Origin of the sequence: Klebsiella michiganensis (assembly GCF_002925905.1) — a bacterium.
Taxonomy (GTDB): domain Bacteria; phylum Pseudomonadota; class Gammaproteobacteria; order Enterobacterales; family Enterobacteriaceae; genus Klebsiella; species Klebsiella michiganensis.
The window spans coordinates 245874-271421 of the sequence record NZ_PRDB01000008.1; the positions used below are offsets into that span (position 1 = coordinate 245874).

Annotated in this window: 23 protein-coding genes; 14 read left to right on the plus strand and 9 right to left on the minus strand. The window is 55.0% G+C overall.

From position 1 onward, the window contains the following. Nucleotides 1-99 precede the first annotated feature (99 nt). Nucleotides 100-2244 carry a TonB-dependent siderophore receptor gene (locus tag CDA56_RS18220; protein WP_103814625.1) on the plus strand — a complete coding sequence of 715 codons (2145 nt, stop codon included), beginning with the start codon at nucleotides 100-102 and terminating at the stop codon, nucleotides 2242-2244. Nucleotides 2245-2280: 36 nt separating this feature from the next. Here CDA56_RS18220 and CDA56_RS18225 read toward each other — a convergent pair whose 3' ends face one another. Together CDA56_RS18225 and CDA56_RS18230 are read right to left on the minus strand one after the other, a co-directional pair. After that, complete coding sequence (locus CDA56_RS18225) at nucleotides 2281-2622, minus strand: RamA family antibiotic efflux transcriptional regulator (protein WP_004848570.1); 342 nt, start codon at nucleotides 2620-2622, stop codon at nucleotides 2281-2283. 32 nt (nucleotides 2623-2654) lie between these two features. Continuing rightward, a complete protein-coding gene (locus tag CDA56_RS18230) occupies nucleotides 2655-3755 on the minus strand; it encodes an MBL fold metallo-hydrolase (protein ID WP_014228309.1) in 1101 nt (366 codons plus the stop codon). A gap of 190 nt (nucleotides 3756-3945) precedes the next feature. Between CDA56_RS18230 and CDA56_RS18235 the strand changes: the two genes are divergently transcribed. From CDA56_RS18235 to nfsB, 3 genes are all read left to right on the plus strand, one after another. Beyond that, complete coding sequence (locus CDA56_RS18235) at nucleotides 3946-4527, plus strand: TetR/AcrR family transcriptional regulator (protein WP_004848568.1); 582 nt, start codon at nucleotides 3946-3948, stop codon at nucleotides 4525-4527. After that, the gene (locus tag CDA56_RS18240; protein WP_032694574.1) at nucleotides 4527-4895 is read left to right on the plus strand and encodes an MmcQ/YjbR family DNA-binding protein; all 369 of its coding nucleotides are present in this window, start codon (nucleotides 4527-4529) and stop codon (nucleotides 4893-4895) included. Before CDA56_RS18235 ends, CDA56_RS18240 begins: the two co-directional genes overlap by 1 nt. Before the next feature lie 118 nt (nucleotides 4896-5013). Then, nucleotides 5014-5667, plus strand: a complete 654-nt coding sequence (gene nfsB, locus CDA56_RS18245; protein WP_103814627.1) for an oxygen-insensitive NAD(P)H nitroreductase — start codon at nucleotides 5014-5016, stop codon at nucleotides 5665-5667. A gap of 263 nt (nucleotides 5668-5930) precedes the next feature. Here the strand turns inward: nfsB and CDA56_RS18250 are convergent, their stop codons facing one another. Beyond that, entirely contained in the window at nucleotides 5931-6797 is an 867-nt protein-coding gene (locus tag CDA56_RS18250) for a helix-turn-helix transcriptional regulator (RefSeq protein ID WP_025107079.1), read from the minus strand. Between the two features lie 109 nt (nucleotides 6798-6906). On the opposite strand from CDA56_RS18250, the gene CDA56_RS18255 reads away from it, so the two are divergent. Both CDA56_RS18255 and CDA56_RS18260 read left to right on the plus strand, forming a co-directional pair. Then, the gene (locus CDA56_RS18255) at nucleotides 6907-8334 is read left to right on the plus strand and encodes an MFS transporter (protein WP_103814630.1); all 1428 of its coding nucleotides are present in this window, start codon (nucleotides 6907-6909) and stop codon (nucleotides 8332-8334) included. A 77-nt stretch (nucleotides 8335-8411) separates the two neighbouring features. Next, nucleotides 8412-9656 carry a mechanosensitive ion channel family protein gene (locus tag CDA56_RS18260; RefSeq protein ID WP_014837733.1) on the plus strand — a complete coding sequence of 415 codons (1245 nt, stop codon included), beginning with the start codon at nucleotides 8412-8414 and terminating at the stop codon, nucleotides 9654-9656. 5 nt (nucleotides 9657-9661) lie between these two features. Here the strand turns inward: CDA56_RS18260 and CDA56_RS18265 are convergent, their stop codons facing one another. Next, nucleotides 9662-10642: a LacI family DNA-binding transcriptional regulator gene (locus CDA56_RS18265; protein WP_014228283.1), complete on the minus strand. Its 981-nt coding sequence runs from the start codon at nucleotides 10640-10642 to the stop codon at nucleotides 9662-9664. A gap of 211 nt (nucleotides 10643-10853) precedes the next feature. On the opposite strand from CDA56_RS18265, the gene CDA56_RS18270 reads away from it, so the two are divergent. From CDA56_RS18270 to CDA56_RS18300, 7 genes are all read left to right on the plus strand, one after another. Continuing rightward, nucleotides 10854-11252 (plus strand): NUDIX hydrolase, encoded by a 399-nt coding sequence (locus tag CDA56_RS18270; RefSeq protein WP_025107080.1) that lies wholly within the window; start codon nucleotides 10854-10856, stop codon nucleotides 11250-11252. A 675-nt stretch (nucleotides 11253-11927) separates the two neighbouring features. Beyond that, entirely contained in the window at nucleotides 11928-12545 is a 618-nt protein-coding gene (locus CDA56_RS18275) for a LuxR C-terminal-related transcriptional regulator (RefSeq protein ID WP_025107081.1), read from the plus strand. Nucleotides 12546-12615: 70 nt separating this feature from the next. Beyond that, nucleotides 12616-13194, plus strand: a complete 579-nt coding sequence (gene ecpA, locus CDA56_RS18280; RefSeq protein WP_004111140.1) for a common pilus major fimbrillin subunit EcpA — start codon at nucleotides 12616-12618, stop codon at nucleotides 13192-13194. 64 nt (nucleotides 13195-13258) lie between these two features. Next, on the plus strand, nucleotides 13259-13936 hold the full coding sequence (locus CDA56_RS18285; protein WP_025107082.1) for an EcpB family pilus assembly chaperone: 678 nt from the start codon (nucleotides 13259-13261) through the stop codon (nucleotides 13934-13936). Between the two features lie 8 nt (nucleotides 13937-13944). Continuing rightward, nucleotides 13945-16482 (plus strand): TcfC E-set like domain-containing protein, encoded by a 2538-nt coding sequence (locus CDA56_RS18290; RefSeq protein ID WP_046876903.1) that lies wholly within the window; start codon nucleotides 13945-13947, stop codon nucleotides 16480-16482. Beyond that, nucleotides 16472-18106, plus strand: a complete 1635-nt coding sequence (locus CDA56_RS18295; RefSeq protein WP_064374599.1) for a hypothetical protein — start codon at nucleotides 16472-16474, stop codon at nucleotides 18104-18106. Before CDA56_RS18290 ends, CDA56_RS18295 begins: the two co-directional genes overlap by 11 nt. After that, nucleotides 18103-18786: a fimbrial biogenesis chaperone gene (locus CDA56_RS18300; RefSeq protein WP_025107085.1), complete on the plus strand. Its 684-nt coding sequence runs from the start codon at nucleotides 18103-18105 to the stop codon at nucleotides 18784-18786. The genes CDA56_RS18295 and CDA56_RS18300 overlap by 4 nt, the downstream gene beginning before the upstream one ends. Here the strand turns inward: CDA56_RS18300 and CDA56_RS18305 are convergent, their stop codons facing one another. Next, nucleotides 18787-19428, minus strand: coding sequence for a helix-turn-helix transcriptional regulator (locus CDA56_RS18305; protein ID WP_025107086.1), 642 nt, complete (start codon nucleotides 19426-19428; stop codon nucleotides 18787-18789). Nucleotides 19429-20029: 601 nt separating this feature from the next. On the opposite strand from CDA56_RS18305, the gene CDA56_RS18310 reads away from it, so the two are divergent. Next, a complete protein-coding gene (locus CDA56_RS18310) occupies nucleotides 20030-20446 on the plus strand; it encodes an Exc2 family lipoprotein (RefSeq protein ID WP_014228272.1) in 417 nt (138 codons plus the stop codon). A gap of 37 nt (nucleotides 20447-20483) precedes the next feature. On the opposite strand, the gene CDA56_RS18315 is transcribed toward CDA56_RS18310, so the two are convergent. From CDA56_RS18315 to pheP, 4 genes are all read right to left on the minus strand, one after another. After that, nucleotides 20484-21635 carry a Gfo/Idh/MocA family protein gene (locus CDA56_RS18315; RefSeq protein WP_103814632.1) on the minus strand — a complete coding sequence of 384 codons (1152 nt, stop codon included), beginning with the start codon at nucleotides 21633-21635 and terminating at the stop codon, nucleotides 20484-20486. Further along, nucleotides 21635-22660, minus strand: a complete 1026-nt coding sequence (locus tag CDA56_RS18320; protein WP_103814634.1) for a sugar phosphate isomerase/epimerase family protein — start codon at nucleotides 22658-22660, stop codon at nucleotides 21635-21637. Before CDA56_RS18320 ends, CDA56_RS18315 begins: the two co-directional genes overlap by 1 nt. Nucleotides 22661-22676: 16 nt before the next feature. Beyond that, entirely contained in the window at nucleotides 22677-23918 is a 1242-nt protein-coding gene (locus tag CDA56_RS18325; protein ID WP_014228269.1) for an MFS transporter, read from the minus strand. A gap of 150 nt (nucleotides 23919-24068) precedes the next feature. Next, nucleotides 24069-25445: a phenylalanine transporter gene (gene pheP / locus CDA56_RS18330; RefSeq protein WP_103814636.1), complete on the minus strand. Its 1377-nt coding sequence runs from the start codon at nucleotides 25443-25445 to the stop codon at nucleotides 24069-24071. Nucleotides 25446-25548: the final 103 nt, after the last annotated feature.

Sequence of the window (25548 nt, forward strand, 5' to 3'; positions counted from 1 at the left end):
ATTTGCAATAACATTAACACCGTTAATGATAACCGCCGGTCGATTCCCCTCGACGCGGGCGTTTTTTGATGGCGATTCAACCAAGGATAAAAAATAAACATGTTTAAATATAATAAGATAACAGCTTTCTGGGCCGCGGGCGTGGCGGCATCTCTGTTTGGCGGGCCGGCGCTGGCAGCGGATGAAACGATCGTCGTCACCGCCGGCAGCGGCGAGGATCCTACAGCGCCGCTGAAGGGAATAGTGGCGACAAAAACCCTGTCGGCAACAAAGACCGCTGCGGAGATCGTCAAAACGCCGCAGTCGGTATCGGTGGTCACCCGCGATCAAATGCGGGCGCTGGACGTCACCTCGGTTTCCCAGGCGCTGCGCTATAGCGCGGGCGTTTTTACCGAATACCGAGGTTCATCTAACCGCAACGACGAAGTATTCGTGCGCGGCTTCAGCTACGTGCCCAAATTCCTCGATGGCCTGAGCTACGGTGCTACCGCCTCGTCACAAACCGGCACTTTCGACCCGTGGCTGCTGGAACGCGTCGAGCTGGTGCGCGGCCCGGCCTCGGTGCTGTTTGGTCAGGTCAACCCCGGCGGGCTGATTAGCATGACCAGCAAACGCCCGACCAGCCAGCCAATTCATGAGGTACAGTTCCGTACCGGCAATAACCAGCTCGCCGAAGGGGCTTTCGACGTTGGCGGCCCGCTGAGCGATGACGGCCACCTGCTCTATCGCCTGAACGGGATCGCCCGCACCCAGAATAACCAGATCGATGACTATAAAGAGACGCGGATGGCTATCGCCCCCGCCCTCACCTGGTATCCTGATGACGCCACGCGCTTTACCCTGTTAACCAGCTATCAGAAAGACCCGGACGCCGGCTATCGTAACTTCCTGCCGCGTTACGGTACCGTGGAAAGCGTCGACGGCAGCTATATTCCTCGCGATTTTAACGTCAGCGATCCCAGCTACAACCAGTCGTGGCGTGAACAAACGATGATTGGCTATGAATTTGAGCACCAGCTCAACGATACCTTTACTCTGCGCCAGAACGCCCGCTACGCCACCATCAAACAGAAGTATCGCTACCTGGTTTATTCCACCAGCGCCGCCAACAGCTCGGTACTCTCCCGCCGCGCCCAGCATGAACAGCGTCAGACCGATGAGTTTGGCATCGATAACCAGCTTGAAGCGCAGTTCGCCAGCGGTCAGGTGGCGCATACGGTGATTGGCGGTGTGGATTACAAAACCAGTAAGGATAAGCAGTACCTTGGTCGGGCCGGCGGCTCGCAGTACGATATCGACTGGCGCAGCCCGACCTACGGGGTTAGCGTCGATGAAAGCGTCTTCAGTCCCGCCACTAATGAACAGCAAAATCTCGACCAGGTTGGGGTGTATATTCAGGATCAGCTGAGCTGGCGAAACTGGGAACTGTTAGTTTCCGGGCGCTACGACTGGGCGGAAGTACGCACCACCGATTTTACCGACGCCAGCAGCACCCAGCAGAATGATAATAAGCTCACCTGGCGCACCGGCCTGCTGTACGCCTTTGATTCCGGTCTTTCCCCCTATATCAGCTACAGCACCTCCTTCGAACCTAACCTACAGACCAACCGCGCGCCGGGCGTCGGACCATTCGATCCCAGCGAAGGCAAACAGGTAGAGGTGGGTCTGAAATACCAGCCTGACCCAAACGCGTTAATGACCCTCGCGCTGTACGATCTGACGCAGAGCAACGTCGCGACCTACAACAGCGCGGCCGGGTGGTTTGAAAACAGCGGTAAAGTGCGCTCGAAAGGCGTTGAAGCCGAAGCGCACGCGACGGTCTTCGATAACCTCAATCTGATCGCGTCTTACACCTATACCGACGCGGAAACCGTCAATACCACCGTCGTCGGTACCGAAGGGAAAACGCCGGCACGCATTCCGACCCATATGGCTTCGGCGTTCACCAGCTATACCCTGCCGGACGGCGCGTTAAAAAGCCTGACCGCGGGCGTTGGCGTACGCTATATCGGCACCAGCTACGGCGATGCGAAAAACACGTTTAAAGTACCGGCAGTGGATCTGTACGACGCTATGGTCAGCTATGAGTTAGGCGAGCTGAATTCGAGCCTGAAAGGGGCGAAAGTGCAGTTCAACGTCAACAACCTCGCCAATACCAAATACGTGGCCTCCTGCGCCAGCGATAGCGCCTGCTTCTACGGCATTGGTCGGACGGTGACGGCGACGGTCAACTACGCCTGGTAAAAAAGCGTCCGCCGGTCTTCCCCCGGCGGGCGCTTTTCAGTGCGCGCGGCTGTGATTTTCTTTACGGTAGGCACCCGGCGGCTGATTAAACGTGCGGGTGAAGATGCGGGTAAAGGTTTGCTGCGAGTCAAAACCGTATTTCAGGCAAATATCGTAGACCCGCTGATCGGTATCGCGCAGATCGCGGGCCGCCAGCAGCAGCTTACGCTCGCGGATATAGCGCCCAAGACTCTCCCCTTTATACTGTAAAAACAGTCGTTGCAAATGCCACTTCGAATAACCGGCGTGGCGCGCAATATCGTCAATACGTAGCGGCTGATGCAAATTATCATCAATCCACTCGACGATAGTATCAATGACCTGAGCGGAAATAGTCATATGTCCTCTCTCCTCCTGAACCACTCTCATCGTTAGCGCCACCAGGCGTTAAATGATTGCGTTTTATCGGCGACCCAAACCGGCTCACCCAACATTGGCGTCAGCAGTCGCCACGGTCGCCCTGTGCTGGCCTCCGCCAGCCTTTTGTACGGATCGTCCCATGTGTGTTTTGCCAGCACGAAGCGCCCGGCGTGACCCGGCAGCACCGCGCGTGCATGAACATCGTCAGCGGCTTGCGCCGTCTCTTCCGGCATCATGTGGATGTACTTCCAGTCCTGGTCATACTGACCGTTTTCCATGATCGCCAAATCCACTTCGCCAAACTGTTCGCCGATGGCTTTAAAGTGCGGGCCGTAGCCGCTGTCGCCGCTGTAGTAAATTTTCTGCTGCGGGGTAACGAACATAAAGCTGGCCCACAGGGTCTGGTTGCGCTTGAGGCCGCGGCCGGAAAAGTGGCGCGCGGGCAGGACGTGTACCGTTAGCTCATCGCTCACCTGCAGCGACTGATTCCAGTCCGCCTCGCTGATGATCGCGCTCTCCATTCCCCAGTAGCGCAGGTGCGACCCCACGCCCAGCGGCGTCACCACGCGCTTGACCTTCGGCATCAGAGCTTTGATGGTGGCGTAATCGAGGTGGTCGTAATGATCGTGCGAGATAATCAGCAGGTCGATATCCGGCATGCCCTCAGCGTGCCACGGGTAATCCCCGGCAAAGGCCTTATTAATAAACGAAAACGGTGCGGCATAGTTGCTAAATACGGGATCGATCAGGATGCGTTTGCCCGCCAGCTGCAGATACCAGGAGGAGTGACCGAGCCAGACCATCACGTCCTGCCCTGACGGCAGGCTGGCCAGATCGGTGTTCACCAGCGGCAGCGGCTGGGCCGGTCTGGCATTTTCACGTTTGGCGACCAGAAACTCCCACCATGCGGCCAGCATATTTTTTTGCCCGGTAAAGCCAGGCGTCGGAAGCTGATTGTGAAACTGACCGTCATGATAGTGCGGCGACTGCTCCACCAGGCTGAGCTGCGCGCCCTGCGGCGCCTGACCAAATCCGGCATTTAACACAAACGGCAAAGTTGTTGCTGACGCTAATAACATGATGGCGACCACGCTGAAAGTGACACGGTTCATATCCTGACCTGGCGAAATCCCCCTTCCTGGAGGTTTTTGTTATAAGGCTTGATTATGAGTGAGTAAGCACTCATTATTAGGAAGAAGCTGAAAGTCGTCAAGACGATTTTCAAATTTTGACAGACAGCGTTGCAGCGCCCATACCGGGCGTGCTTAGATCGTGGTTTTATTATGAGTGAGGTAAAGTGTAGTGGCTCGTCCTAAGAGTGAAGATAAAAAGCAAGCGTTACTGGAGGCCGCAACCGCCGCCTTTGCCCAATCAGGAATCGCCGCCTCAACCTCCGCCATCGCCCGCAGCGCCGGGGTTGCCGAGGGTACGCTGTTTCGCTACTTTGCCACCAAGGACGATTTGCTCAACGAGCTTTATCTGACCATAAAAGCAGACCTGGTTCAGACAATGATCGCGGGTCTCAACCCGAACGAGACCCGGCCAAAAGAGAACACGCGCAATATCTGGAATAGCTATATCGGCTGGGGCGTGCGTAACCCCATGGAGCATAAAGCGATTCGCCGGATGGCGCTGAGTGAACGGATCACCGACGAAACCCGCAACCGCGTCCAGGAGATGTTTCCCGAGCTCAATGAACTGTGCCAGCGCTCAATCAAACCCGTTTTTCAATCCGACGAGTACCGTACCTTCGGCGATGCGTTGTTTCTTTCGCTGGCCGAAACCACCATTGAATACGCCAGCCACGAGCCGGAGCGCGCCGTCCGTTTTGTCGAGCTGGGCTTTGAAGCCATGTGGCAGGCCCTTGCCGAGGACAATAGCTGATGGATCACCGCTCGCTGCATGACAACGCGCATCGTATCGCGCTGGAGCTCCCCTTTACCGAGCACTGCTGGCCGTTTGGCCCGGAGTACGATGTGTTTAAAGTCGGCGGGAAGATTTTTATGCTCACCGCGACGGTACGCGGCCGCGCGCTGGTCAACCTGAAGTGCGATCCGCAAAAATCGCTGCTTCATCAGGCGATTTACCGCAGCATCGAGCCCGGCTATCACATGAACAAAAAGCACTGGATCACCGTGGTTCCCGGCGAGGACATCAGCGTCGAGTTACTAGCGGAGCTGATCGATGATTCGTGGAATCTGATCGTCGATAAACTCAGCAAAAAAGAGCAGCAGCGCCTACGTCCGGGGTGATTTTCAGCGCTGCGCGATAAGTGTTATCGCATTTTTGCCCCTTATCATTTGCCCGCCATCGCTGTACTCTTCCTTCACGAAACGCACCCGCAAGGGGTTGTAAACAGTGAGGAAGAGTATGGATATCGTATCGGTTGCCTTAAAGCGCTACTCCACCAAGGCATTTGACGCCACTAAAAAGCTAACTGCCGAGCAGGCGGAAAACCTGAAAACGCTGCTGCAGTACAGCCCGTCAAGCACCAACTCCCAGCCGTGGCACTTTATCGTTGCCAGCAGCGATGAAGGCAAAGCGCGCGTCGCCAAAGCGGCGAGCGGCACCTACGTGTTTAACGAACGTAAAATTCTCGATGCCTCCCACGTGGTGGTGTTCTGCGCCAAAACCGCGATGGACGACGCCTGGCTTGAGCGCGTGGTCGATCAGGAAGAGGCCGATGGCCGCTTCGCTAACGCCGAAGCCAAAGCGGCAAACCATAAAGGCCGCACCTTCTTTGCCGATATGCACCGCAAAGAGCTGCACGACGACGATCAGTGGATGGCGAAGCAGGTTTATCTCAACGTCGGCAACTTCCTGCTGGGCGTGGCGGCAATGGGCCTGGACGCCGTGCCGATTGAAGGCGTCGATTTCGCAATTCTCGATGCCGAATTTGACCTGAAGGCCAAGGGCTACACCAGCCTGGTCGTGGTGCCGGTCGGCCATCATAGCGTTGAAGACTTTAACGCCTCCCTGCCGAAATCACGCCTGCCGCAGGCGACGACCATTACCGAGATTTAATTCTCTGCTTTTCTTTTACGTCAGGATGATCCCCGGATTGCGGCCGTCGCCTTATCCGGGCTACAAAATTACACACTGTGGGAACCCGTAGCCCGGGTAAGGCGCGTCAAGCGCCGCCCCCGGGGATAGCCCGCAGTATTTTGCAGCCAGGATACCTCCACGTGCCAGATGCGCTCCGCATAGCGGCCAATGACCGCCAGGCGTTGAGCGTACGCTGAATAATAATGCGCTGCTCTTTTCGGGTCACGTTCATAAGCATTCCGTTAGTGTGTGTGCAGCCACGCCAGCGCCCGCTCGCCCGTTTCATCCATCGGCAAATAGACCAGCAGGCGCGAACCGTTGCGCGGGGCCGAGTACCAGTACATCTGCTGCAGGCTGAAGCGTCCGAGCTGCGGATGGTTAAAGTGTTTCACCTGATTCTCCACCCCGCGCACCTCATAGCGCTGATGCCAGAGCGCCTCGAACTCCGCCGACGCGGCGAAAAAGCGCGCCAGCTTATTCTCCCACAGCGGATCGCCGCGGTGCTCCGCCATCGCCGCGCGGAAATAGGAGACAAACGTCGCCAGCACGTCGCGATTCTCGATGCGGCTGCGCCAGGTTTCATTGGTCAGATACAGATAAATGCAGTTGCGATCCTCTTCCGGAATGGTGGCGAAATCGATGCCCATCAGGCGGCAGAAGCTGTCGTTCCAGGCCACAATATCAAAGCTCGGCTTCTGAATACTGGCGGGCTGCGGCATCAGGCTATCGAGCATCCGCCGGGTGCCCGGGCTGATGCCTTCGCATACCGTGACCTGCGCGGCTTCCGGCGGCGTCAGTCCGGCCAGGACAAACAGGTGCCGGGTCTCCAGTGGGCTGCACTGCAGCGCGTTCGCCACCGACACCAGCACGGCCGCGGACGGATTCACTTCCCGCCCCTGCTCAAGCCAGGTGTACCAGGTGACGCCGACCTCCGCCAGCATCGCCACCTCTTCCCGCCGCAGGCCCGGCGTGCGCCGCCGGCCGACGCGAGGTAACCCCAGGCGCTGCGGATCGAGGCTCTCACGCCGGGCACGCAGAAACGCCCCCAGCTGTTTACGGCCGTCATCGGGCGCGGCAATCGTCGATTCACGTTGCGGCATGGTCGTCATAAAACCTCCAGCATGGTAGTGCCAATACCAGTATAAGCAGGAACTGGTACCCGTTTAATTTATCGGTGATGCTACGGCCATCCGCTGAATGACGCAATGGAGAGATCCGATGAATTCGTCTGCTGTTTCACCCGGCCGCGCCGGTTTATTCCTTCTGTTGACCGGCCAGATGCTGCCGCTGATCGACACCTCGATCGCCAACGTCGCGCTGGACTCCATCACCCAGTCGCTGAACGCCAGCGCCACCCAGCTGGAGCTGATCGTCGCGCTGTACGGCGTCGCCTTTGCCGTTTGCCTGGCGATGGGCAGCAAGCTTGGCGATAACTATGGCCGCCGCCGTCTGTTTATGTGGGGCGTGGCGATTTTTGGCGTCGCCTCCCTGCTGTGCGGGATGGCGAACTCCATCTCCACGCTGCTGGCGGCGCGCGCGGTCCAGGGCGCCGGCGCGGCCCTGATCGTGCCGCAGATTCTCGCTACGCTGCATATCACCCTCAAAGGCACCGCCCACGCCCGGGCCATCAGCCTCTACGGCGGCATTGGCGGAATCGCCTTTATCGTCGGTCAGATGGGCGGCGGCTGGCTGGTCTCGGCGGATATCGCCGGTTTAGGCTGGCGAAATGCCTTCTTTATTAACGTGCCGATCTGCCTGCTGGTGCTGGCCTTCAGCCCGCGATACGTCCCGGAGACCCGGCGCGAAGCGCATTCGCGCATCGACTGGCAGGGCACCTTCAGCCTTGCGCTAATCCTCTGCTGCCTGCTGTTTCCGATGGCGCTGGGGCCGGAGCTGCACTGGCCGTGGACGCTGCAGCTGATATTAGCTGCGGTGCTGCCGCTGCTGGTCTGGATGCGGGCCAGCGCGCTGAGCAAACAGCAGCGCGGCGAGCAGCCGCTATTGCCGCCTCGCCTGCTGAAGCTCACCAGCATTCGCTTTGGCATGGCCATCGCCCTGCTCTTTTTCAGCGCCTGGTCCGGGTTTATGTTCTGCATGGCGCTGACCATGCAGGCCGGTCTGGGGATGGCGCCGTGGCAGTCCGGCAACAGCTTTATCGCGCTCGGCGTGGCCTACTTCATCTCCGCGCTGTACGCGCCGAAGCTGATTGCCCGCTACAGCATGGGGCGCATTTTGCTGACCGGCCTGTCGGTGCAGATTGTCGGCCTGCTGCTGCTGAGCGCGACCTTTTATCGCCTTGGTATCCACACCACCACCCTGGCGCTGGTCCCCTCCACGGCGCTTATCGGCTACGGGCAGGCGCTGATCGTCAACAGCTTTTACCGTATCGGGATGCGCGATATCAGCGCCTGCGACGCCGGGGCCGGGAGCGCGATTCTCAGCACTCTGCAGCAGGCGACGCTGGGCCTGGGCCCGGCAATTCTCGGGTCGCTATTCTTAACCCTTGCCCAGCGCAGCGGCGGCGACTATCCGCGGGCGCTGATCGATTTCCTGGCGGTGGAAGTGGTGATGATGCTGGTACTGGGCGCCATCGCGCTGTGGCTACGCCATCACCTTAACGTCCGTCCGGCGGTAGCGACCCCATAATTCACAACGGCGTAACCTGCGATTTGCATAATAGACATCCAGCGGTCATCATAACCGCTGGATGTAAAGGAGACGTTATGCAGGAATTCATATCGCAAATCGCCGCATTAGGCATCAAAATTACCCCCACCACCTCACTCATTATTATCTTCGGCATTATTTTTCTGACGGCGATTGTCGTTCATCTTATTCTGCACAAAGTGGTGCTGCGCACCTTCGAAAAGCGGGCGAAGGCCAGTAGCCACCTGTGGCTGCAAATTATTACCCAGAACAAACTGTTTCATCGTCTGGCCTTCACCCTGCAGGGGATTATCGTCAACGTGCAGGCGGTGTTGTGGCTGCAAAAAGGCAGCGAGGCCGCGGAAATACTCACCACCTGCGCGCAGCTGTGGGTGATGATCTACGCGATGCTATCCTTCTTTTCGCTGCTGGACGTGGTGTTCAATTTATCGCAGAAATTCGCCACCGCTTCTCAGCTGCCGCTTAAAGGGATATTTCAGGGTATTAAGCTGGTCTGCGCGATTATTGTCGGCATTCTGGTTATCTCCTTACTGATTGGCCAGTCGCCGGCGATTCTGATTAGCGGACTCGGCGCGATGGCCGCGGTACTGATGCTGGTATTCAAAGATCCTATTCTTGGCCTGGTGGCGGGAATTCAGCTCTCCGCCAACGATATGCTCAAGCTCGGCGACTGGCTGGAGATGCCAAAATATGGCGCCGATGGCGCGGTGATTGACATCGGCCTGACCACGGTGAAGGTACGCAACTGGGATAACACCATCACCACCATTCCAACCTGGTCGCTGGTTTCCGACTCGTTTAAAAACTGGAGCGGTATGTCGGCATCCGGCGGTCGCCGCATTAAGCGCAGCCTGAATATCGATACCACCAGCATTCATTTTCTTGATGAACAGGAGCAGCAGCGCTTAATTCAGGCCAGGCTGCTGAAGCCGTATATGGATTCACGTCATCAGGAAATCAGCCTGTGGAACCAGCAGAACGCCGCCGATCAATCGATATTGAATCAGCGCAGGATGACCAATATCGGCACCTTCCGCGCCTATTTGCAGGAGTATTTGCGTAATCATCCGCGCATCCGCAAAGATATGACGCTGATGGTGCGCCAGCTGGCGCCGGACGCCAGCGGCCTGCCGATTGAGATTTACTGCTTCACCAACACCGTGGTGTGGGCGGAATATGAAAGCATTCAGGCGGATATATTCGATCACGTCTATGCCGTGGTTGACGAATTCGGCCTGCGTATCCATCAGTCCCCTACCGGTAACGACATTCGTTCGCTGGCGGGCGCGGTGTCTCAGTAATATCCTCAGGCACTGGCGCGGGAAATGACGCGCCAGTCCATCATCACCCGCTCGACCGCGGCGTCGGGATTGTCGATTCTTTTCATCAGCAGCGTGACCGCCGTACGGCCAATCTCGCGCGAAGGCTGTTCCACGGTGGTCAGCTGCGGCGATACCACTTCAGCCAGTTCGGTGCCATCAAAACCGACCACCGCAATATCTTCCGGCACCCGCATTCCGGCCTGAGCGATAGCCCGCAGCGCGCCCGCCGCCAGCGAATCAGAGACGGCAAACACCGCGTCCGGCTGCTCTTCCTGCGCCAGCAGCGTCTCCATCGCCTGTTTACCGGCCGCGGCGCTCAGATCGCTGGCGTAGATCACCTGTTGATACGCCAGTTCGCGAACGTGCAAAACGCTTTTATAGCCGCGCTCGCGCAGGCGCGAGTAGCGATAGCTGAGATCGTGGTTGATTAAAGCAATGCGTTTACGCCCGCCGTCAACCAGCCGGGAAACGGCGCCCTGCGCCGCGTCGACGTCGTTGATGCCGACGCAGGAGATGCTGCCGTTATCGGCATATTCCGCGCACTGCACCCAGGGCGCGTCGCCGATCATGGTGGTGAGTTCCGGCAGGCTGGAGAGCGCGTTCATGGTGATGATACCGTCGACCATTTTGCCGGAGAGCAGCTGCAGCCCCGAGGTTGAACGGGCTAAATCCGAACCTGAATTACACAGCAGGATCCGGTAGCCGTTCTTTTCCGCCTCTTCTTCAATGCCCTTGACCACCTCGGCGCAAAAGGGGTTGGCGATATTAGAGACCATCACCAGAATCATATTGCTGCGGGCCGTTCGCAGCTGGCGGGCCAGCAAATTCGGCTGGTAGTTACTCTCTTTGATCGCCTGCAGCACACGTTCGCGATTCTTCGCTTTAACGGTATCGCTGTTATTCAATACCCGCGATACCGTCGCCACCGAGACGCCCGCCAGGCGAGCGATTTTCTGAATTGACATAGAGGCTGCACTTCCCGCATAGACGTTATATTTCGCAGGCTATCATAAATGAGCCCCGCCTGCGCCGTCAGCAGGTTTTGCGATAATCGACGGGATTGATTAGCACGCTAAGGTCGCTATCATGATAGCGCCGGCGTTGTTTCGCGAGAGATGAAACGTACGCCGGCCGTTGAACATCATCGGCATATAACTGGGGTATCTCTTGAACACAATAAAAAATATTCATATCGCGGCGGCAGTGATCGCCGACGGCCAAGGACGCTGTCTTTTAGTACGCAAACGAGGGACTGAGTACTTTATGCAGCCCGGTGGAAAACCTGAAATCGGGGAAGCCCCGGAAGCGGCGCTGATCCGCGAGCTCGAAGAGGAGCTCAACTTCATCGTCTCACCTGAAGAACTGGTCCCGTTAGGCCGCTTCACCGATACGGCGGCAAACGAGCCGGGCCATACGGTCTCGGCGGATATCTTTCAGATAGCCACCAACAGAGCGAGCTTTACACCGACGGCAGAAATAGAAGAAGTTATCTGGTATACGCCGGGCCAGGATCGGCATATTAAGCTTGCTCCTCTTACCGAGAATCACCTGCTTCCTCTGCTGAAAGGGGCGTAAGCGCCCGGGGCGCATCGAAAGTATTGGCTAATTTGTCTGCACATTCACGCTGCCATCGTCCCGGTGGCGCTACGGCGGCCTGCAGGCAGAGCCCGTTCAGGCTGCAGCGCCCCGTCTCTCCGAGAAGCATTTGTCCGCTTCTTCCGGTTAAGATTTAGCACATCCTTCTGATTCGCTCCTTTTCAAGCGCCGACGCGTTTTAGTTCTTAAAAACGCCCTGTTTTGTACGCCAGATCATATTTCGCCAGACGGTCCTTTCCCCCACAATCCAAAATATCGCAACTTTCCCTTACAAAAAACAGGTGATTACAGAATAAACACCACAGAATAAAACAAAACAAAAACACAAAATTAACAAACGGCGATGAGATAGCATTTTTTTTGACTTATTGTGCTGTTTTTTTTTAACCAATTCTCCCCCATTCAGCCAGAAAATTCCTGGTCACCATGGATAATTCTTAAGGAGCGATCGACATAAAATCCTGCACCTTAAGATTTTTCTTATTCAGAATAGTAGGTTAGTATCAATCCAGTCAATTTCAGCCCTTAAGAATTTACACATTTTTCATCTATATAACTCTCCAGAAATTAAAGTTGTCACATTTATTAACTAGCCATAATATAGCCACATCATTGAACGATAGGGTAATACAATATAGGGAAATAAATCGACATATGGCTCCACAGAAATATGAGAAGGTATACTGCATAAGCTGTCAGTATCAATGCGAAATCTATCCACGACCTACGATAAAATCGATTAACTGCATTGAAACTCGCTATTGCGTATGGCCCGATAAAAACATCTATTTAAAAAATGGTGTGCATTGTTTTTTAATTAACAAGCACTACAACTTCTCTAATTCTGGATTTATTTTTGTTGATTTTTCTCGCTACAACATCAGATTATTCACCAATGATAAATGGATTGAATATCTGATCAAAACAGGGTTGCGGATAGTGTTGATTGCCGACAGGTTAGCGCAGCCGCTGGCGCTGTTCTGGAAACACCGCTGTCAGCAGATAGTTTCGATTATCAACACCAGCGATACCCGAGACGAGATTGAAAAGAAAATACAGCTTTCGTTTCTCGGTCAAAGAGATGGTCGAGGTTACCGCCAAAAACTCAGCGACCAGGAAGTGCTGGTTCTCGATCTTTTACTCGCAGAAAAGTCGGTTAAGCAAATAGCCAACGAATTGCAGATGGCAGAAAAAAGGATCTACGCAATCAAGCTCAGCTTGCAGAATAAGATGGGAGGCAGAGGGAAGTTAAACATTATTCTATCTGGATAAAGTCATTATCAGTATTTGTAGCAATAACTCCATAAATGGAACTAACTTAATTATTCTCAGGAAATTTAAAATGAAAAAAATCGTATTAGCGGGTGTTGTGGCTGCGGCTCTTATCTCTTCCAACGCAATGGCTGACGTGACCACTTCCGCCACTGCAAGCTGGGATGCAAGCGCAACTAAAGACACCACCAGCGCGCTGGTTGTCACTCCGCTGAAATCCCTGAACTTCCAGTACGCTGAAGGGATTGAAGCGTTTAACGCCCAGAAAGGCGCTTTTGACATCACCATCCAGGGCCAGTCTGGCGCGACCGACTTCACGCTGACCTCTCAGATCGTCAGCAACACCCTGAGCCGTACCACTGATGCCTCTACTCTGGCCGTCGGTGTGAGCTGGAACGGCAACGCGCTGAACAAAACCACCCCGGTAACGATGATTGATACCGCCAACAACATCTCCGCGGGTCTGGATGCGCTGGCTGTCGCTACCGCCTTCGCAGGCGCCGATCGCGTCAGCACTCAGGGTTCCTTCGATTTCACTGTCGACTCCGCGACTTCTGACGGCAGCACCGCCGCTGAGTTCAAAGATTTAACCGACGGTTACTGGAGCGGCGACGTTCGCGTTCAGTTCAACGCGGTCTGGACTATCTAATCAGGTGTAGCCAACACCTGTCCGGTATGACAAGGAGGCTTCGGCCTCCTTATAAGGATGCGCCATGAAACTGAATCCATTATTACTCTCTCTCTTCTTATTCACCGTGACGCCCTCCTCCCATGCAATTAATGTCGGAGACGTCACCTCAATAATGGGGCCGGATGCCTCGACTCTGGCAAAAGAAATCATTAATACCACCGATACGGCGCGTTACGTTAGCGTCAGCGTGGAGCGTATTTCATCGCCTATGGCCGGCGGCACTGTTATCCCGATGGCGAGCAGATCGGAATTATTATCAACGCCAGCCAGCCTGATATTACCCGGAAATGCCAAAGAGAACTTTCGTTTTTTTTACAAAGGACCTCAGGACAACCAGGAACGTTATTACCGCATATCCTGGACCGATGAGCCTGTGACCGAGTTCGAAGCCAGTAAAAAGAAAAAACAGGGTGAGGCAACGACCTCTGCCATTATTGGTACCATTCTGGTGGTCGCGCCGCGTGAAGAAAGATTTGACTATCGTCGCGATAATGACACGGTGACCAATACCGGCAACGCTTCATTCCGCGTTATCTCCTACGGGCCCTGTCGTGATAAAGCGAAGGATGAGGGTCAAGGCTGCCGTGAACGCTATTATGTCATGCCTGGTGTCAGCGTAAAAATAAAGCATACCGATCTCACCAACAAAAAAACGCGAATTGGAATATGGCACGGTGAGCAATATATAAATGTAAACTGAGTAACATTATGGATAATCTTGGTTATGTCAAAGGGACGTTGTTCGCTGGGTTATTGCTTACGGTAAACCAGGGTTGGGCAGCTAATGCTACAGCGCCAGTTAAAGTCAGTAACTATGTTATTCCTTCGGTATTTGCTAACGCGTTATATCAGGGCATGTCGGTCCCTGTTTTTATTCGTTATGAAGGCGATAATAGTACCCAACGCAGCCAGCAAAAAATCGCTGATGCCATCCTTACCATCAAGGATAATGAGTTTCGCCTGAACCAGATCACCCTCAGCGATCTCCCAGAGCGAACTGAACTATCGCCGCAAATAAAATCGCTGATTAACGAGATGCAGGACAAAAGCATCGGCGACGGTCAGCGCGTTTATATCAACAAAGACGCCTCGCTATCACTCGATACGCGTTCATTTTATCTTGAATTGACGGTTAACCGGGAGGCCATGCAGGCCGCTATTTTGCCGCGTACCAACGTACTTGGAGAATCCACTGCGCAGGACCTCTCCAGCGTACTGAATTACTCCATGGGAAGCTATTACAACAAATATGAGAATACCGATAGCGCAAGTAGCTACCTGACGCTGGACAATACCTGGTCGCTGCGCGAGCACCATCTGAACTTCAACGGTTCTCTGTACGGTATTGGTACCAGCAATCAGCAGAGCAAACTGTATCGCTCGATGTACGAACGTGACTATCAGGGGCGCCGCCTGGCGATGGGGATGGTGGATACCTGGAATCTGCAATCGATCGCCAGCATGAGCGCCCTGAACTCCAGCCGCATTTACGGCATCAGCTATGGCAATAAAAGCAGTTCACAAACGCAAGACAACACGCTTGCTCTGGTGCCCGTAACGGTGTTCCTGCCGGCCGCCGGTGAAGTGCACGTTTACCGTGACGGTAAACTGCTCAGCATTCAAAACTTCTCCATGGGCAGCTACGAACTGGATACGTCGCGCCTGCCGTTTGGCATCTATAACGTTGATATACAGGTGGTCGTTAACGGGCGCGTGGTCAGCAGCCGGACGGCGAACATCAATAAAACGTTCGCCCGAAAATCGAGCGTCACCGGCGATCTCTCATGGCAAACCTTCGCGGGCAGCCTCGAATACAACAAGATGGACTATCGCCACAACTACAACATCAATTATGGCACACGGAATACGTGGATTGCCGGGGTCGCCGCTGCAACCAGCCAACCCTGGCTTTCCGGCGTGAATCTGAAAACCACGCTCTACGGTTTTGACAATAACGGCGTCAATGAAACGGAAGCGAACGTTATTTTCAACAACTCGTTCAGCTTTAACCAGCAGGGTCTGCTCGCTACCGACGGCAGCTGGCAGAGTACCTCCACCTTCAATATGAGTTTACCGGATGGGTACGGCAGCCTGTGGGGGTCGCGCCAGTATGGTTCTATCGGTAACGCGCTGCCCATGCAGCAGAACGACTATTTTACCGTAGGCGCTAACGCTAACCTGCGCAAAATAGCGCCGTTCCTCGGTACGCTGAGCGTCAGCCGAACCAATAATAAATATACCGGAAGCACCTATACCAACGTCGATTACGATCAATCGCTGTTAGCCAATCGCTATGCGACGATTTCTCTGCGCGCCGGTATTCAGAATTATCAGTACAACAACCACGAAAATCTGCGCGATAAGTACGTCAATATTGATATCTCTATCCCCTTCTCTACCTGGCTTAGCACCGGGGTGTCCAGCCAGAACGGAAACATGCTGGCGAACGCCACGCTGCGCAAAAGCTTCGACAACAGCGCCATTACCCAGGTGGGGGCATCGGTTTCGAAACAAATTAAACAGAATAAAAATGACGATAGCAGCTATCGCGCCGACGATTACGCAACCAATGGTTACGTCAGCTATGACACCAAATATAACGCCGGCACCGTCTCCGTCAGCCGCTCATCGCAGCACAGCTCAAACTACAGCCTGAGCTCGCAGGGCAGCGTGGCCTGGACGCAAAAAAATATCTATGCCGGAAAAGGTACCCAAACCGCAGGCCTGGTGGTGAATACCAATTTCAGCGGCAAGGGCCGGATGATGGCGCAGATCAACGGTCAAAGCTATCCCCTCACCGGCAAAAGCAACTTCATCAGCCTTCCGCCTTACGCGGAATATAAGGTGGAGCTGATGAACGACAAAAACTCAGAAGACAGCGTCGACATCGTTACCGACCGCCGCAGCAAAGTCGTGCTCTATCCGGGCAACGTCAGCGTGATTAATCCGGAAGTCAAACAGCTGGTCACCGTATTTGGCCGGGTGAAAGACCGTCGCGGCGGTTACTACGCCAACGCCGATATTCATAACCACATTGGTAAAACCCGAACCGACGAACTCGGTGAGTTCGCCATGGACGTCGATAAGCGTTATCCAGTGATTACCCTGGTGGATAAATTCGGCGGCATTTGCGAAGTGGATCTGGATCTGAATGAAGCGAAAGGCGCCGTGTGGGTCGGGGAGATTCCTTGTGAGATCCAACAACAAACGGCATCAGTGACTGGAGATGTTAAGAATGTCTATTAAACCCCAGAGCATCATGCTGCTGGCCGGCTGGCTGCTGGCTGCGCCGGCTATGGCGCTCACCCCCAGCAACAGCGGAAGCGGCAGCAACTCCTATATGTTTATCGACAATGATGTCGATGACGAATATTTCATCACCACCAGCTCCCTCGACCCGCGCTTCACTGGAGCCAACGTCTGGACAAAATATCCGACTAACCAGCGTAGCCTGGGGTATATAACCTACGTAGGCTGGGCTTACGCCAACCGCTACTTCGACCTGTGGATCGAGAATTCGCCCATTAACCAGCCGTTTCTCGGGATCCGCTGCATGTCTACGGGCGCAAACTGCCCGGCGTCTGGCTATATTTCTCCCGATGTCATCGATAAAGACGGCTACTATCACGCGATGTCCGGCAACACCGTAGCAAACGGTTATTACGGCGCCGGCGCGCTGAGCCAGTCGGCCTATGAGTATTTTCGCGATCGGCCGGTGGGGACCATCGATTCTTTGCAGCTTAATCTTTGCTACATGAATACCAATACCGATTATGACTTTGCCTCCGGCGTTCGCTGTAAAGATCTCCCCAGCGGGGGAACATGGCGCTACTACACGTTCAACCTCGAAAAGGTCTCGCATCTGAAGTTAAACAGTACCGGTGCTATGGCAGAAGTGTGGATTGCCAGCGATGGCACGCCAAGCGTTAACCTCGGCTCTGATTTATGCCAGATGGGCGTGGTAGGGAGCGGTTTGACGAGCGCTTCGGGAATCATCTGTAAAATGGTGTCTTACAATTTACAGGAGACCAAAGTACTCACCTCCAGCCTTGATATCCGGATGCTCATTGATACGGCAATGTTGGGATTCTCTCCTTCCGCATCGGAAGTAAGGTTCAGCGGTGATGGGGCAACCTGGTACAACTACAGTAGCACTACCGTCGACTATAACCAGGTTTTCACACCGTCAGGTAACTACGTCTACGTGTTCCTGTCCAACGCCTTTTTCCAAAAAGTCCTCAAGGCGGGAACGGATTTAACCAACAAGGATTCTCTGTTTACCTTCTATTTTGATAACGCCGTCACCACACAATCGGGTTATTATCAGTTCACGCCATCAACATTAATTAACCTCATCCCGCGGGAATACGGCATCAGCATTGTCGCCAGCGACGGGCATTCGCATCCACAAGCATCCGGCAAGATCGGTAGCGAAGAGCCCATCACCTTTGAGTATAAAGTCACCACCTCCGCATCGCGTCAGGCCGATAGCATCACCGCCCAGGTCATCGGCGACTCCATCAACATGTATGGTCTGCCGTACTGCCTGTTTACCTCAGCGGACGAGACGCTAAAAGTGCCTGTCCCGGCCTACCTCGAATGGACGTCCGCTACCGGTAAAGCGGTAAAAGTCCGCAACAGCTGCGGCGAAGATCCTGTCGATATGACCAATGCCGCCTGGGTTCAGACGGCCTGGAACGCCAACATTAACGATGGTTTCTTTTTTACCACTACGCTGAAACTGCTGTTTCCGATGGATGACCCGCATTCACAGTTCACCACCAATGGCCATGACTGGATGGGTGTCGTCAACGCTACCGGAGATGTGAAAGTGACCGCCACCTGGATTGGCGTCGATCGGGGGGTATGATGAAAAAAATCCTTGTCATCGGATTATGCGGGCTGTGGATGCCGCCCGCGTCTGCGGTGTACTTTGACTCTATTATCTATGATATGGATGCCAGTAAAGATTTTATCTCCCGGCCAATAGTCAATGATACAAAAAACAACAATTTGTATACCATATCGGCTTATAAAATCTCCCGACCGGGCAGCGGAGATGAAAGACCTGTTCCCGGCCAGGATAAAGATCTGGTCTGGTCGCCGCTGAAGTTCACGGTACAGGCGAATGGCCAGGAATATTTTAAACTCTATTACCGTGGGCCTAAAGATGCCGTTGAGAGATATTATCGGGTAATTTTTAAGGAAACCCCGGTTACGATTTTCCCCTGGCGTCAGGACCAGAAACAAATGGATGTCGTTCCCTCAGTGTCTATGAGCACCATTCTCATCGTGCGCCCGCGTAAAACGCAGTTCAAGTATGAGATAAACGAAGAAACAGGCACTATTAAAAATACCGGTAACACCTTTTTTAGAGTTGTTATCCAGAAAGGATGCAATGGTGATGATGAAAGTTCAACGCAATTTTACATGCTGCCAGGGGAAAGCTGGAAAGATCCTAAGGCTCAATACGGTAATAAAAAATTTATTGTCGCACTGGGTAAATACCATCGCTTAGGGAGCAGCTGCTTTACCGATGCCTCTGACTAATCACTGCCGATCCAGAGCGGGTATGTTATGCCTGAAGCGCAGCTCGCGCAGGCGATTGAGTCCGCCGAACTTCTTGCATAAAGAGTATTGAAAGCGGTAGACGCTGCGGGTATCGCACGCCATGATGCGGGCGATATCCTGGCTGGAATGCCCGTCCGCCAGCAGGCGCAGCGTCTTCATTTCATGCTCCGTCAGCGACGGTGTGCGCCGGCAGCGAAGATTTCGCCCCAGCATGATGCGTTTTATTTTCTTGATTAAGCTGCTTAAGCTATCGTTGACTTCCACCACCGACCATAATAATCCGGAGCGCAGCATCCAAAAATTAGCCATGGGCAGCATGCTCTTATCCGCGAGTAAAATAACTTTCAGCCCGGTCTCCTGCAGTTTTTCAGCCCACTCCTCATGCAGAAAATACAAAATATTGTCGAGGGAGAAATCCACCACCACCATTCCTTCAGGCAGAAAACAGGTAATTTCACGAAAAACCAAATCATTAACCGCTCGCTTAAAAAAATAGTTTTTATCTGGCCATACAGAAAACTTCCTCTCTCCGCAAAGGGATCGCTCCATTTTATCTTCCGCTTCAATAGGGCAGTTTAAACCACACGCCATACATTTAATCTCATGGTTACCTGCCGGCATTACGCTTACCTCTTGAGTGGCTAAAAAATATTTTCAAAAAGATACATATGGAATATCAAACATACTATAAACAAAAATTCTTGCCGCTATTACATTTACTATAACCATAGAAAACAAAAGACTAATTTATACTTCCAGACCTTCGGAAAAATAGCGTTAACACCTTTTATTAAATATTTTAATAGAACCCTCATATAATTTAACTATATCATATATAGCAAAACATCACTGCCCTGATTCCCTTACTCGAAGCGAGCATACAATTTTGTGACTTAATTTATCATCACGCGATGCATAATATTCGCCGGCAATCGTCATTCTCTGGCTCCGGTGGGCAGTAGCCCACTCGCCGCCGCCGGAAATGCTTCCGCCAGCCAGTCGATAAATACGCGTAGTCGATATTGCCGCTGATAAGGTCCGAGGGGCTGTCAGCAACCACCAGACTACGTTGATGGCGGGCTGGCGCAGAACTAAAAAATGCTGCCTGAAGACCCTTGGATTCATGGGTCTTCAGGTGCTACCGTACAGACATAATTAGCCGTTTTGTTCTGTAGCCGAATGATCGGTGTACCTGTTCTAATAATTATGGATGATGATATCAATGAAACTAAAAATAGCGTTTATCGCGCTCGGCTGTTCGCTTGCCGCCCTTTCCGGCTGTACCTCCTCAAAATCTTCCCCGGAACGCCACGCTTACTATTTTGTCTCACACCGCAGCGATTTCGTCGGCGGTAACTTCGTTAGTAACCGTCAGGAAAACTACCGCTTAAATCTGCCGAACTTTACCGACATCTATGCCCGCGGCCAGCAGGACAGAAAGTCGGGGATGAGCGAAAGCGACGCCCGCCGTACCGCCGACGCAATCAGGCAGCAGGTGGCAGAGGGCACAAAAACCCAGCACGCATTTACCGGCAACGTCAGCGATAAATGGGATAACGAAATGGAAAATAAAGACGCCGTGCTGTTCGGTAATGAACTGGCCGGAACGTATCTCGACGGCTATTTTGGCGTGAAATAACCCAGCGGGTGCGCGAAATACGCACCGCGCCTTCGGCTTATCTTTCCACCTTCACCCAGCGCTGCTGCTGATGGCTTTTCACTATCGCCGCAATGATGTACATCACGTCCGCCCCCTCGTAGAACGAGGCGAAACGCCGTGACGATGCCGGCGGCATCTCACCGGCGCGCACCGCCTGATAAAAGCTCAGCATCATATTTTTAAACGCATCGGGCCAGCCTTCATTATGCCCGCCGGGGAAGTGGGCGCTGGCGGCGGCCTCGCCGAGCATCAGGCTCGGATCGTCGCTCAGCAGCTGGTTTGGCCCCTGGCGATGGCCAATCCACAGCCGCTGTGGCATTTCCTGATCCCAGGCCAGCGAACAGCGGCTGCCGCCGATCTCCACCGTCAGGCCGTTTTTTCTCCCGGCGCTGACCTGCGAAACGATAAAGCTCCCTTTGCTGCCATCGTCGAAGCGAAACAGGACCGACCCCAAATCTTCGGTATCGACGGGCCGCGCTTCATACGCGATATCATCGCGACGCTGGCTGAACGTCGCGTCACCGGCCACGGGCGCCTGGCGCGTCGGCCAGACGATGGAGAGGTCCGCCATCACCTCCACAATGCGTCGGCCGGTCATAAACTGCACCGTATCGCACCAGTGGGAACCAATGTCGGCCATCGCCCGCGAGGCCCCGCCCTGCGCCGAATCCACCCGCCAGTTATAGTCGGTCTCCAGCAGCATCCAGTCCTGCAAATAGCTGCCGTGCACCGCAAACAGCCTCCCGACATCGCCGTTGCGCATCATCGCCGCCGCCTGCTGCACCATGGCAAACTGGCGATAAACAAAGCTGACGCCATGAATCACCCCGGCGCTTTCCGCCAGCGCCACCAGCTCACGGGCCTCCTCCGCGGTCATGCAGAGAGGCTTTTCTGAAAAGACGTGCAGTCCGGCGGAGAGGATCTGTCGGTTAATCCGCGCATGCAGATGGTTCGGCGTACAGTTATGCACCACCTGTAGCCCGGGATGCGCCAGCAGCGCCTCAACGCTACCGTAGGCGTGCGCCACGTTGAGCTGGCGCGCCTTCTGCTGCGCCATCTCCAGCGAACCGTCGCACACCGCCACCACCTCGATGTCGCCCACCCGGCGCAGCGCTTCCAGATGCGCCGGCCCGATAAATCCGGAGCCAATAATGCCGACCTGAATCATTATTCCTCCTCCTTGCCTGCGGCGAAATCATCAAACGCCCGCCCGGAGACCGGGATGATATGGCGGCGGATAAACTCGCTGCCTTCGCGCGCGCCGACCTCGGCGTCCTTCAGGCAGCACTCCCACTCCAGCACCGCCCAGCCGTCAAAATCATACTCGGTGAGCTTGCTGAAAATCGTTTTGAAATCGATCTGCCCATCGCCCAGCGAACGAAAACGCCCCGCCCGCTGCTGCCAGTTCTGATAGCCGCCGTAGACCCCGCTGCGCCCGTCGCGGCGGAATTCGGCATCTTTGACGTGAAACGCTTTGATTCGCGAATGATAGATATCGATATACGCCAGGTAGTCCATCTGCTGAAGATGAAGGTGGCTGGGGTCATAGAGCATATTGCAGCGCGGATGGTTATCGACCCGCTGCAAGAAACGCTCGAAGGTCACGCCGTCATGCAGGTCTTCGCCGGGATGGATTTCGTAGCAGACATCCACGCCCTGCTCGTCAAAAACGTCCAGCAGCGGTCGCCAGCGCCGAGCCAGTTCATCAAAAGCCTCATCGAGAAGCGGCTGATTATGCGGCGGCCACGGATAAAAATAAGGCCACGCCAGCGCCCCGGAAAAGGTGGCATGCGCCTTCAGCCCCAGACGCGCCGAGGCCACCGCCGCCTGGCGCACTTTTTCTACCGCCCACTGCTGGCGCGCCTGTGGGTTACCGCGCAGCGCGGCGGGCGCAAACGCGTCAAAGGCCTTATCATAAGCCGGATGAACGGCCACCAGCTGCCCCTCAAGATGGGTGGACAGCTCGCCGAACGCCAGGCCCTGTTCCGCCAGGATGCCGCTCACCTCATCGCAGTAGGTCTGGCTCGCGGCGGCGCGTTCAACGTCGAAAATCGCCGGATGGTTACAGGGGATCTGCAGTGCCTGATAGCCCAAACCGGCGGCCCACTGCGCCAGGCCCTCCAGGGTATTAAACGGCGCCTGCGCGCCGATAAACTGCGCCAGGAAAATGCCCGGTCCTTTGATTGTTTTCATACCACCTCCTGAAAAATTAACGCTGCTCTTTCTCGTTGTACTGGAAAGAGAAAAGGAAAATCAGCGCGATAACCGCAGCGGCCACCGCCGGGATCCACCAGAAGGTCACCCACGCCTGCGGTACGCTCTGGCCTGCCACCAGATGGTTGTACAGCGCGCCGGAGATCTGCGACCCCAGCAGCATGCCGATACCGTAGGTGAACATCACGATCATGCTTTGCGCCTGGCCCTTCACTTTTTCACCGGCCACGCGGTCGGTATAGATAAAGCCGACAACAAAGAAAAAGTCATAGCACACGCCGTGCAGCAGGATGCCGAGATAGAGCAGGAAGCGCCCCTCTTCGCTGACCCCCAGCGCAAAGAAGGCGTAGCGCACAAACCACGCCGCCATGCCGATCAGCAGCATGTATTTCACCCCGAGGCGGCGGAACAGCAGCGGGATCACCAGCATAAAGAAAATTTCTGACATCTGACCGAACGACATCGCGGTGCTGACGTCCGCGATGCCGGCATCCGCCAGATAAGAGGCGGTATAGGCGTAGTAGGTCCCCAGCGGAATCGAAATCAGCGTCGCGCAGAGGGAGAAAATCAGGAAGTGGCGCGTTTTCAGCAGCGCGAAAGCGTCGGCGCACAGCAGATCGCGAAACTGGACCGGCGTCCCTTTCGCCGGCGCCGGCGTGTGCGGAAGCGTCAGGCTATAAACGGCCAACGCCGCCGAGCAGAGCGCCGCCAGGGTAAAAATGCCGGTGGTATCGGAGATACCGGTGACGCCGATGAAGATACCGGCGATAATCCAGCCGATGGTGCCGAAGACGCGCACCACCGGAAAGGTTTTATCGACGTTCGCCAGGCTGTGGAAAGCGATGTTGTTGGTCAGCGCCAGCGTCGGCATATAGCACAGGGTGTAGCCGAACAGCAGGCCAATCAGCAGCGCGCCGTTTTGCGCCACCAGCGCCTGCGGGACAAACCACAGAATAACCGCTCCGGCCAGATGCATCACCGCCATCACCTTCTGCGAAGCGAAAAAGCGATCGACCAGCATTCCCAGCACAAACGGCGAGAGAATAGAGGCAATCGGCCCGGCGGAGAAAGCATCGCCGATCAGCAGCGACATCTCATAGCGGGTCATCACCAGCCCCAGCGTCACCGACCAGCTACCCCAGATAAAGAACTGCATAAACATCATTAACGACAGCCGCGGCACCAGAAAACGGTGGGCTACGCGGGGACTTTCACGACCTTCGGTTGTTGTGACCATTTCGACCGCCCTCAAAAAGTAATCGATTACAAATACGCTCAAATAAAAAGTAATCGATTACAAAAAGAAGGTCGCGCGCAAAATACGCTAAGCGCGAAGAAGATCACAATAAAAAGAGATAATGCCCCGCCGGACGACGGGGCGATCGTGCTACGCCGAACGGCGCAGGGTTTTAAAGGCCACAAACAGGAACAGGATCCACACCGGCAGCAGAATCGCCGACAGGCGCATTCCGTCAATGGTGCACATCAGCACCAGGATCAGCCCCAGAAAGGCGATACAGGTATAGTTGCTGGCGGGCGACAGCAGGGCTTTAAACTTCGATTCGCGCCCTTTGCGCCGCTGGGCGGCGCGGAACTTGAGGTGCGCCAGGCAGATCATAATCCAGTTCAGCAGCAGCGTCGCTACCACCAGCGCCATCAGCAGGCCGAGGGCTTTCTGCGGCAGCAGATAGTTAAGCAGCACCACCAGCGAGGTGATAATCCCCGAGAGCAGCAGGGAGTTAACCGGCACGCCTCGCTTGCTGACGCGGGCGAGAAACTTCGGCGCATTGCCCTGTACCGACAGACCGAACAGCATCCGGCTATTCGAGTAAACGCCGCTGTTATAAACCGACAGCGACGCTACCAGAATCACGAAGTTCAGCGCGGAAGCAACCACGTTGCTGTCGAGATTATGAAAGATCATCACGAACGGGCTGCTGTCGGATTTAATTTCCACCCACGGATAGAGCGCCAGCAGAACCACCAGCGAGCCGATATAAAACAGCAGAATACGGTATACCACCTGGTTGACCGCTTTCGGGATGCTCTTTTCCGGGTTCTGCGCTTCCGCGGCGGTAATGCCGATAAGCTCCAGTCCGCCGAAGGAGAACATGATCACCGCCAGCGACACGATCAGGCCGTGCCAGCCGGTGGCGAAGAAACCGCCGTGTTTCCACAGGTTATCGATTCCCGCCTTGCTGCCGCCGTGTCCGCCGAACAGCATCCACAGGCCAAAGCCGATCATGCCGATAATCGCCAGCACCTTAATCAGCGCGAACCAGAACTCCGCTTCGCCGTACAGGCGCACGTTCACCAGGTTTACGGCGTTGATAATGATGAAGAACGCGGCGGCCCAGATCCACGTCGGCACATCCGGCAGCCAGTACTGCATATAGATCCCGGCGGCGGTCAGCTCCGCCATCCCGACCAGCACGAACATCACCCAGTAGTTCCAGCCGGAAAGAAAACCGGCGAACGGGCCCCAGTATTTATAAGCAAAGTGGGCAAAGGAGCCTGAAACCGGTTCTTCGACGACCATTTCGCCCAGCTGGCGCATGATCAGAAAGGCAACGATCCCGGCGACGGCATAGCCGAGCAGTACGGCCGGTCCCGCCATTTGAATCGCCGGCCCGATGCCGAGAAACAGGCCGGTACCGATGGCGCCGCCAAGGGCGATAAGTTGAATATGTCGGTTCTGTAAACCGCGATGAAGCGTCGGGCCGCTTTCCTCTACGGCATCCGACGATGTTGACGCGTCTTTCACGTCGCTCCCCTGTGTGTATATATGAAGGGGCACCTTTTAACACTTATACCCGTCATACTTCAAGCTGCATGTGCGTTGGCTTTTCTCGCTCACCCCAGTCACT

Bases quoted from the DNA above. Each gene is read 5' to 3' on its own strand.
- CDA56_RS18285 (WP_025107082.1), top strand. From the start codon at position 13,259: ATGAAACTGAATCCATTATTACTCTCTCTCTTCTTATTCACCGTGACG.
- CDA56_RS18265 (WP_014228283.1), bottom strand. From the start codon at position 10,642: ATGTCAATTCAGAAAATCGCTCGCCTGGCGGGCGTCTCGGTGGCGACG.
- CDA56_RS18250 (WP_025107079.1), bottom strand. From the start codon at position 6,797: ATGACGACCATGCCGCAACGTGAATCGACGATTGCCGCGCCCGATGAC.
- CDA56_RS18320 (WP_103814634.1), bottom strand. From the start codon at position 22,660: ATGAAAACAATCAAAGGACCGGGCATTTTCCTGGCGCAGTTTATCGGC.
- CDA56_RS18305 (WP_025107086.1), bottom strand. From the start codon at position 19,428: ATGCCGGCAGGTAACCATGAGATTAAATGTATGGCGTGTGGTTTAAAC.
- CDA56_RS18275 (WP_025107081.1), top strand. From the start codon at position 11,928: ATGGCTCCACAGAAATATGAGAAGGTATACTGCATAAGCTGTCAGTAT.
- CDA56_RS18260 (WP_014837733.1), top strand. From the start codon at position 8,412: ATGCAGGAATTCATATCGCAAATCGCCGCATTAGGCATCAAAATTACC.
- CDA56_RS18325 (WP_014228269.1), bottom strand. From the start codon at position 23,918: ATGGTCACAACAACCGAAGGTCGTGAAAGTCCCCGCGTAGCCCACCGT.
- CDA56_RS18310 (WP_014228272.1), top strand. From the start codon at position 20,030: ATGAAACTAAAAATAGCGTTTATCGCGCTCGGCTGTTCGCTTGCCGCC.
- CDA56_RS18295 (WP_064374599.1), top strand. From the start codon at position 16,472: ATGTCTATTAAACCCCAGAGCATCATGCTGCTGGCCGGCTGGCTGCTG.
- ecpA (WP_004111140.1), top strand. From the start codon at position 12,616: ATGAAAAAAATCGTATTAGCGGGTGTTGTGGCTGCGGCTCTTATCTCT.
- CDA56_RS18300 (WP_025107085.1), top strand. From the start codon at position 18,103: ATGATGAAAAAAATCCTTGTCATCGGATTATGCGGGCTGTGGATGCCG.
- CDA56_RS18230 (WP_014228309.1), bottom strand. From the start codon at position 3,755: ATGAACCGTGTCACTTTCAGCGTGGTCGCCATCATGTTATTAGCGTCA.
- CDA56_RS18225 (WP_004848570.1), bottom strand. From the start codon at position 2,622: ATGACTATTTCCGCTCAGGTCATTGATACTATCGTCGAGTGGATTGAT.
- CDA56_RS18315 (WP_103814632.1), bottom strand. From the start codon at position 21,635: ATGATTCAGGTCGGCATTATTGGCTCCGGATTTATCGGGCCGGCGCAT.
- nfsB (WP_103814627.1), top strand. From the start codon at position 5,014: ATGGATATCGTATCGGTTGCCTTAAAGCGCTACTCCACCAAGGCATTT.
- CDA56_RS18290 (WP_046876903.1), top strand. From the start codon at position 13,945: ATGGATAATCTTGGTTATGTCAAAGGGACGTTGTTCGCTGGGTTATTG.
- CDA56_RS18220 (WP_103814625.1), top strand. From the start codon at position 100: ATGTTTAAATATAATAAGATAACAGCTTTCTGGGCCGCGGGCGTGGCG.
- CDA56_RS18240 (WP_032694574.1), top strand. From the start codon at position 4,527: ATGGATCACCGCTCGCTGCATGACAACGCGCATCGTATCGCGCTGGAG.
- CDA56_RS18255 (WP_103814630.1), top strand. From the start codon at position 6,907: ATGAATTCGTCTGCTGTTTCACCCGGCCGCGCCGGTTTATTCCTTCTG.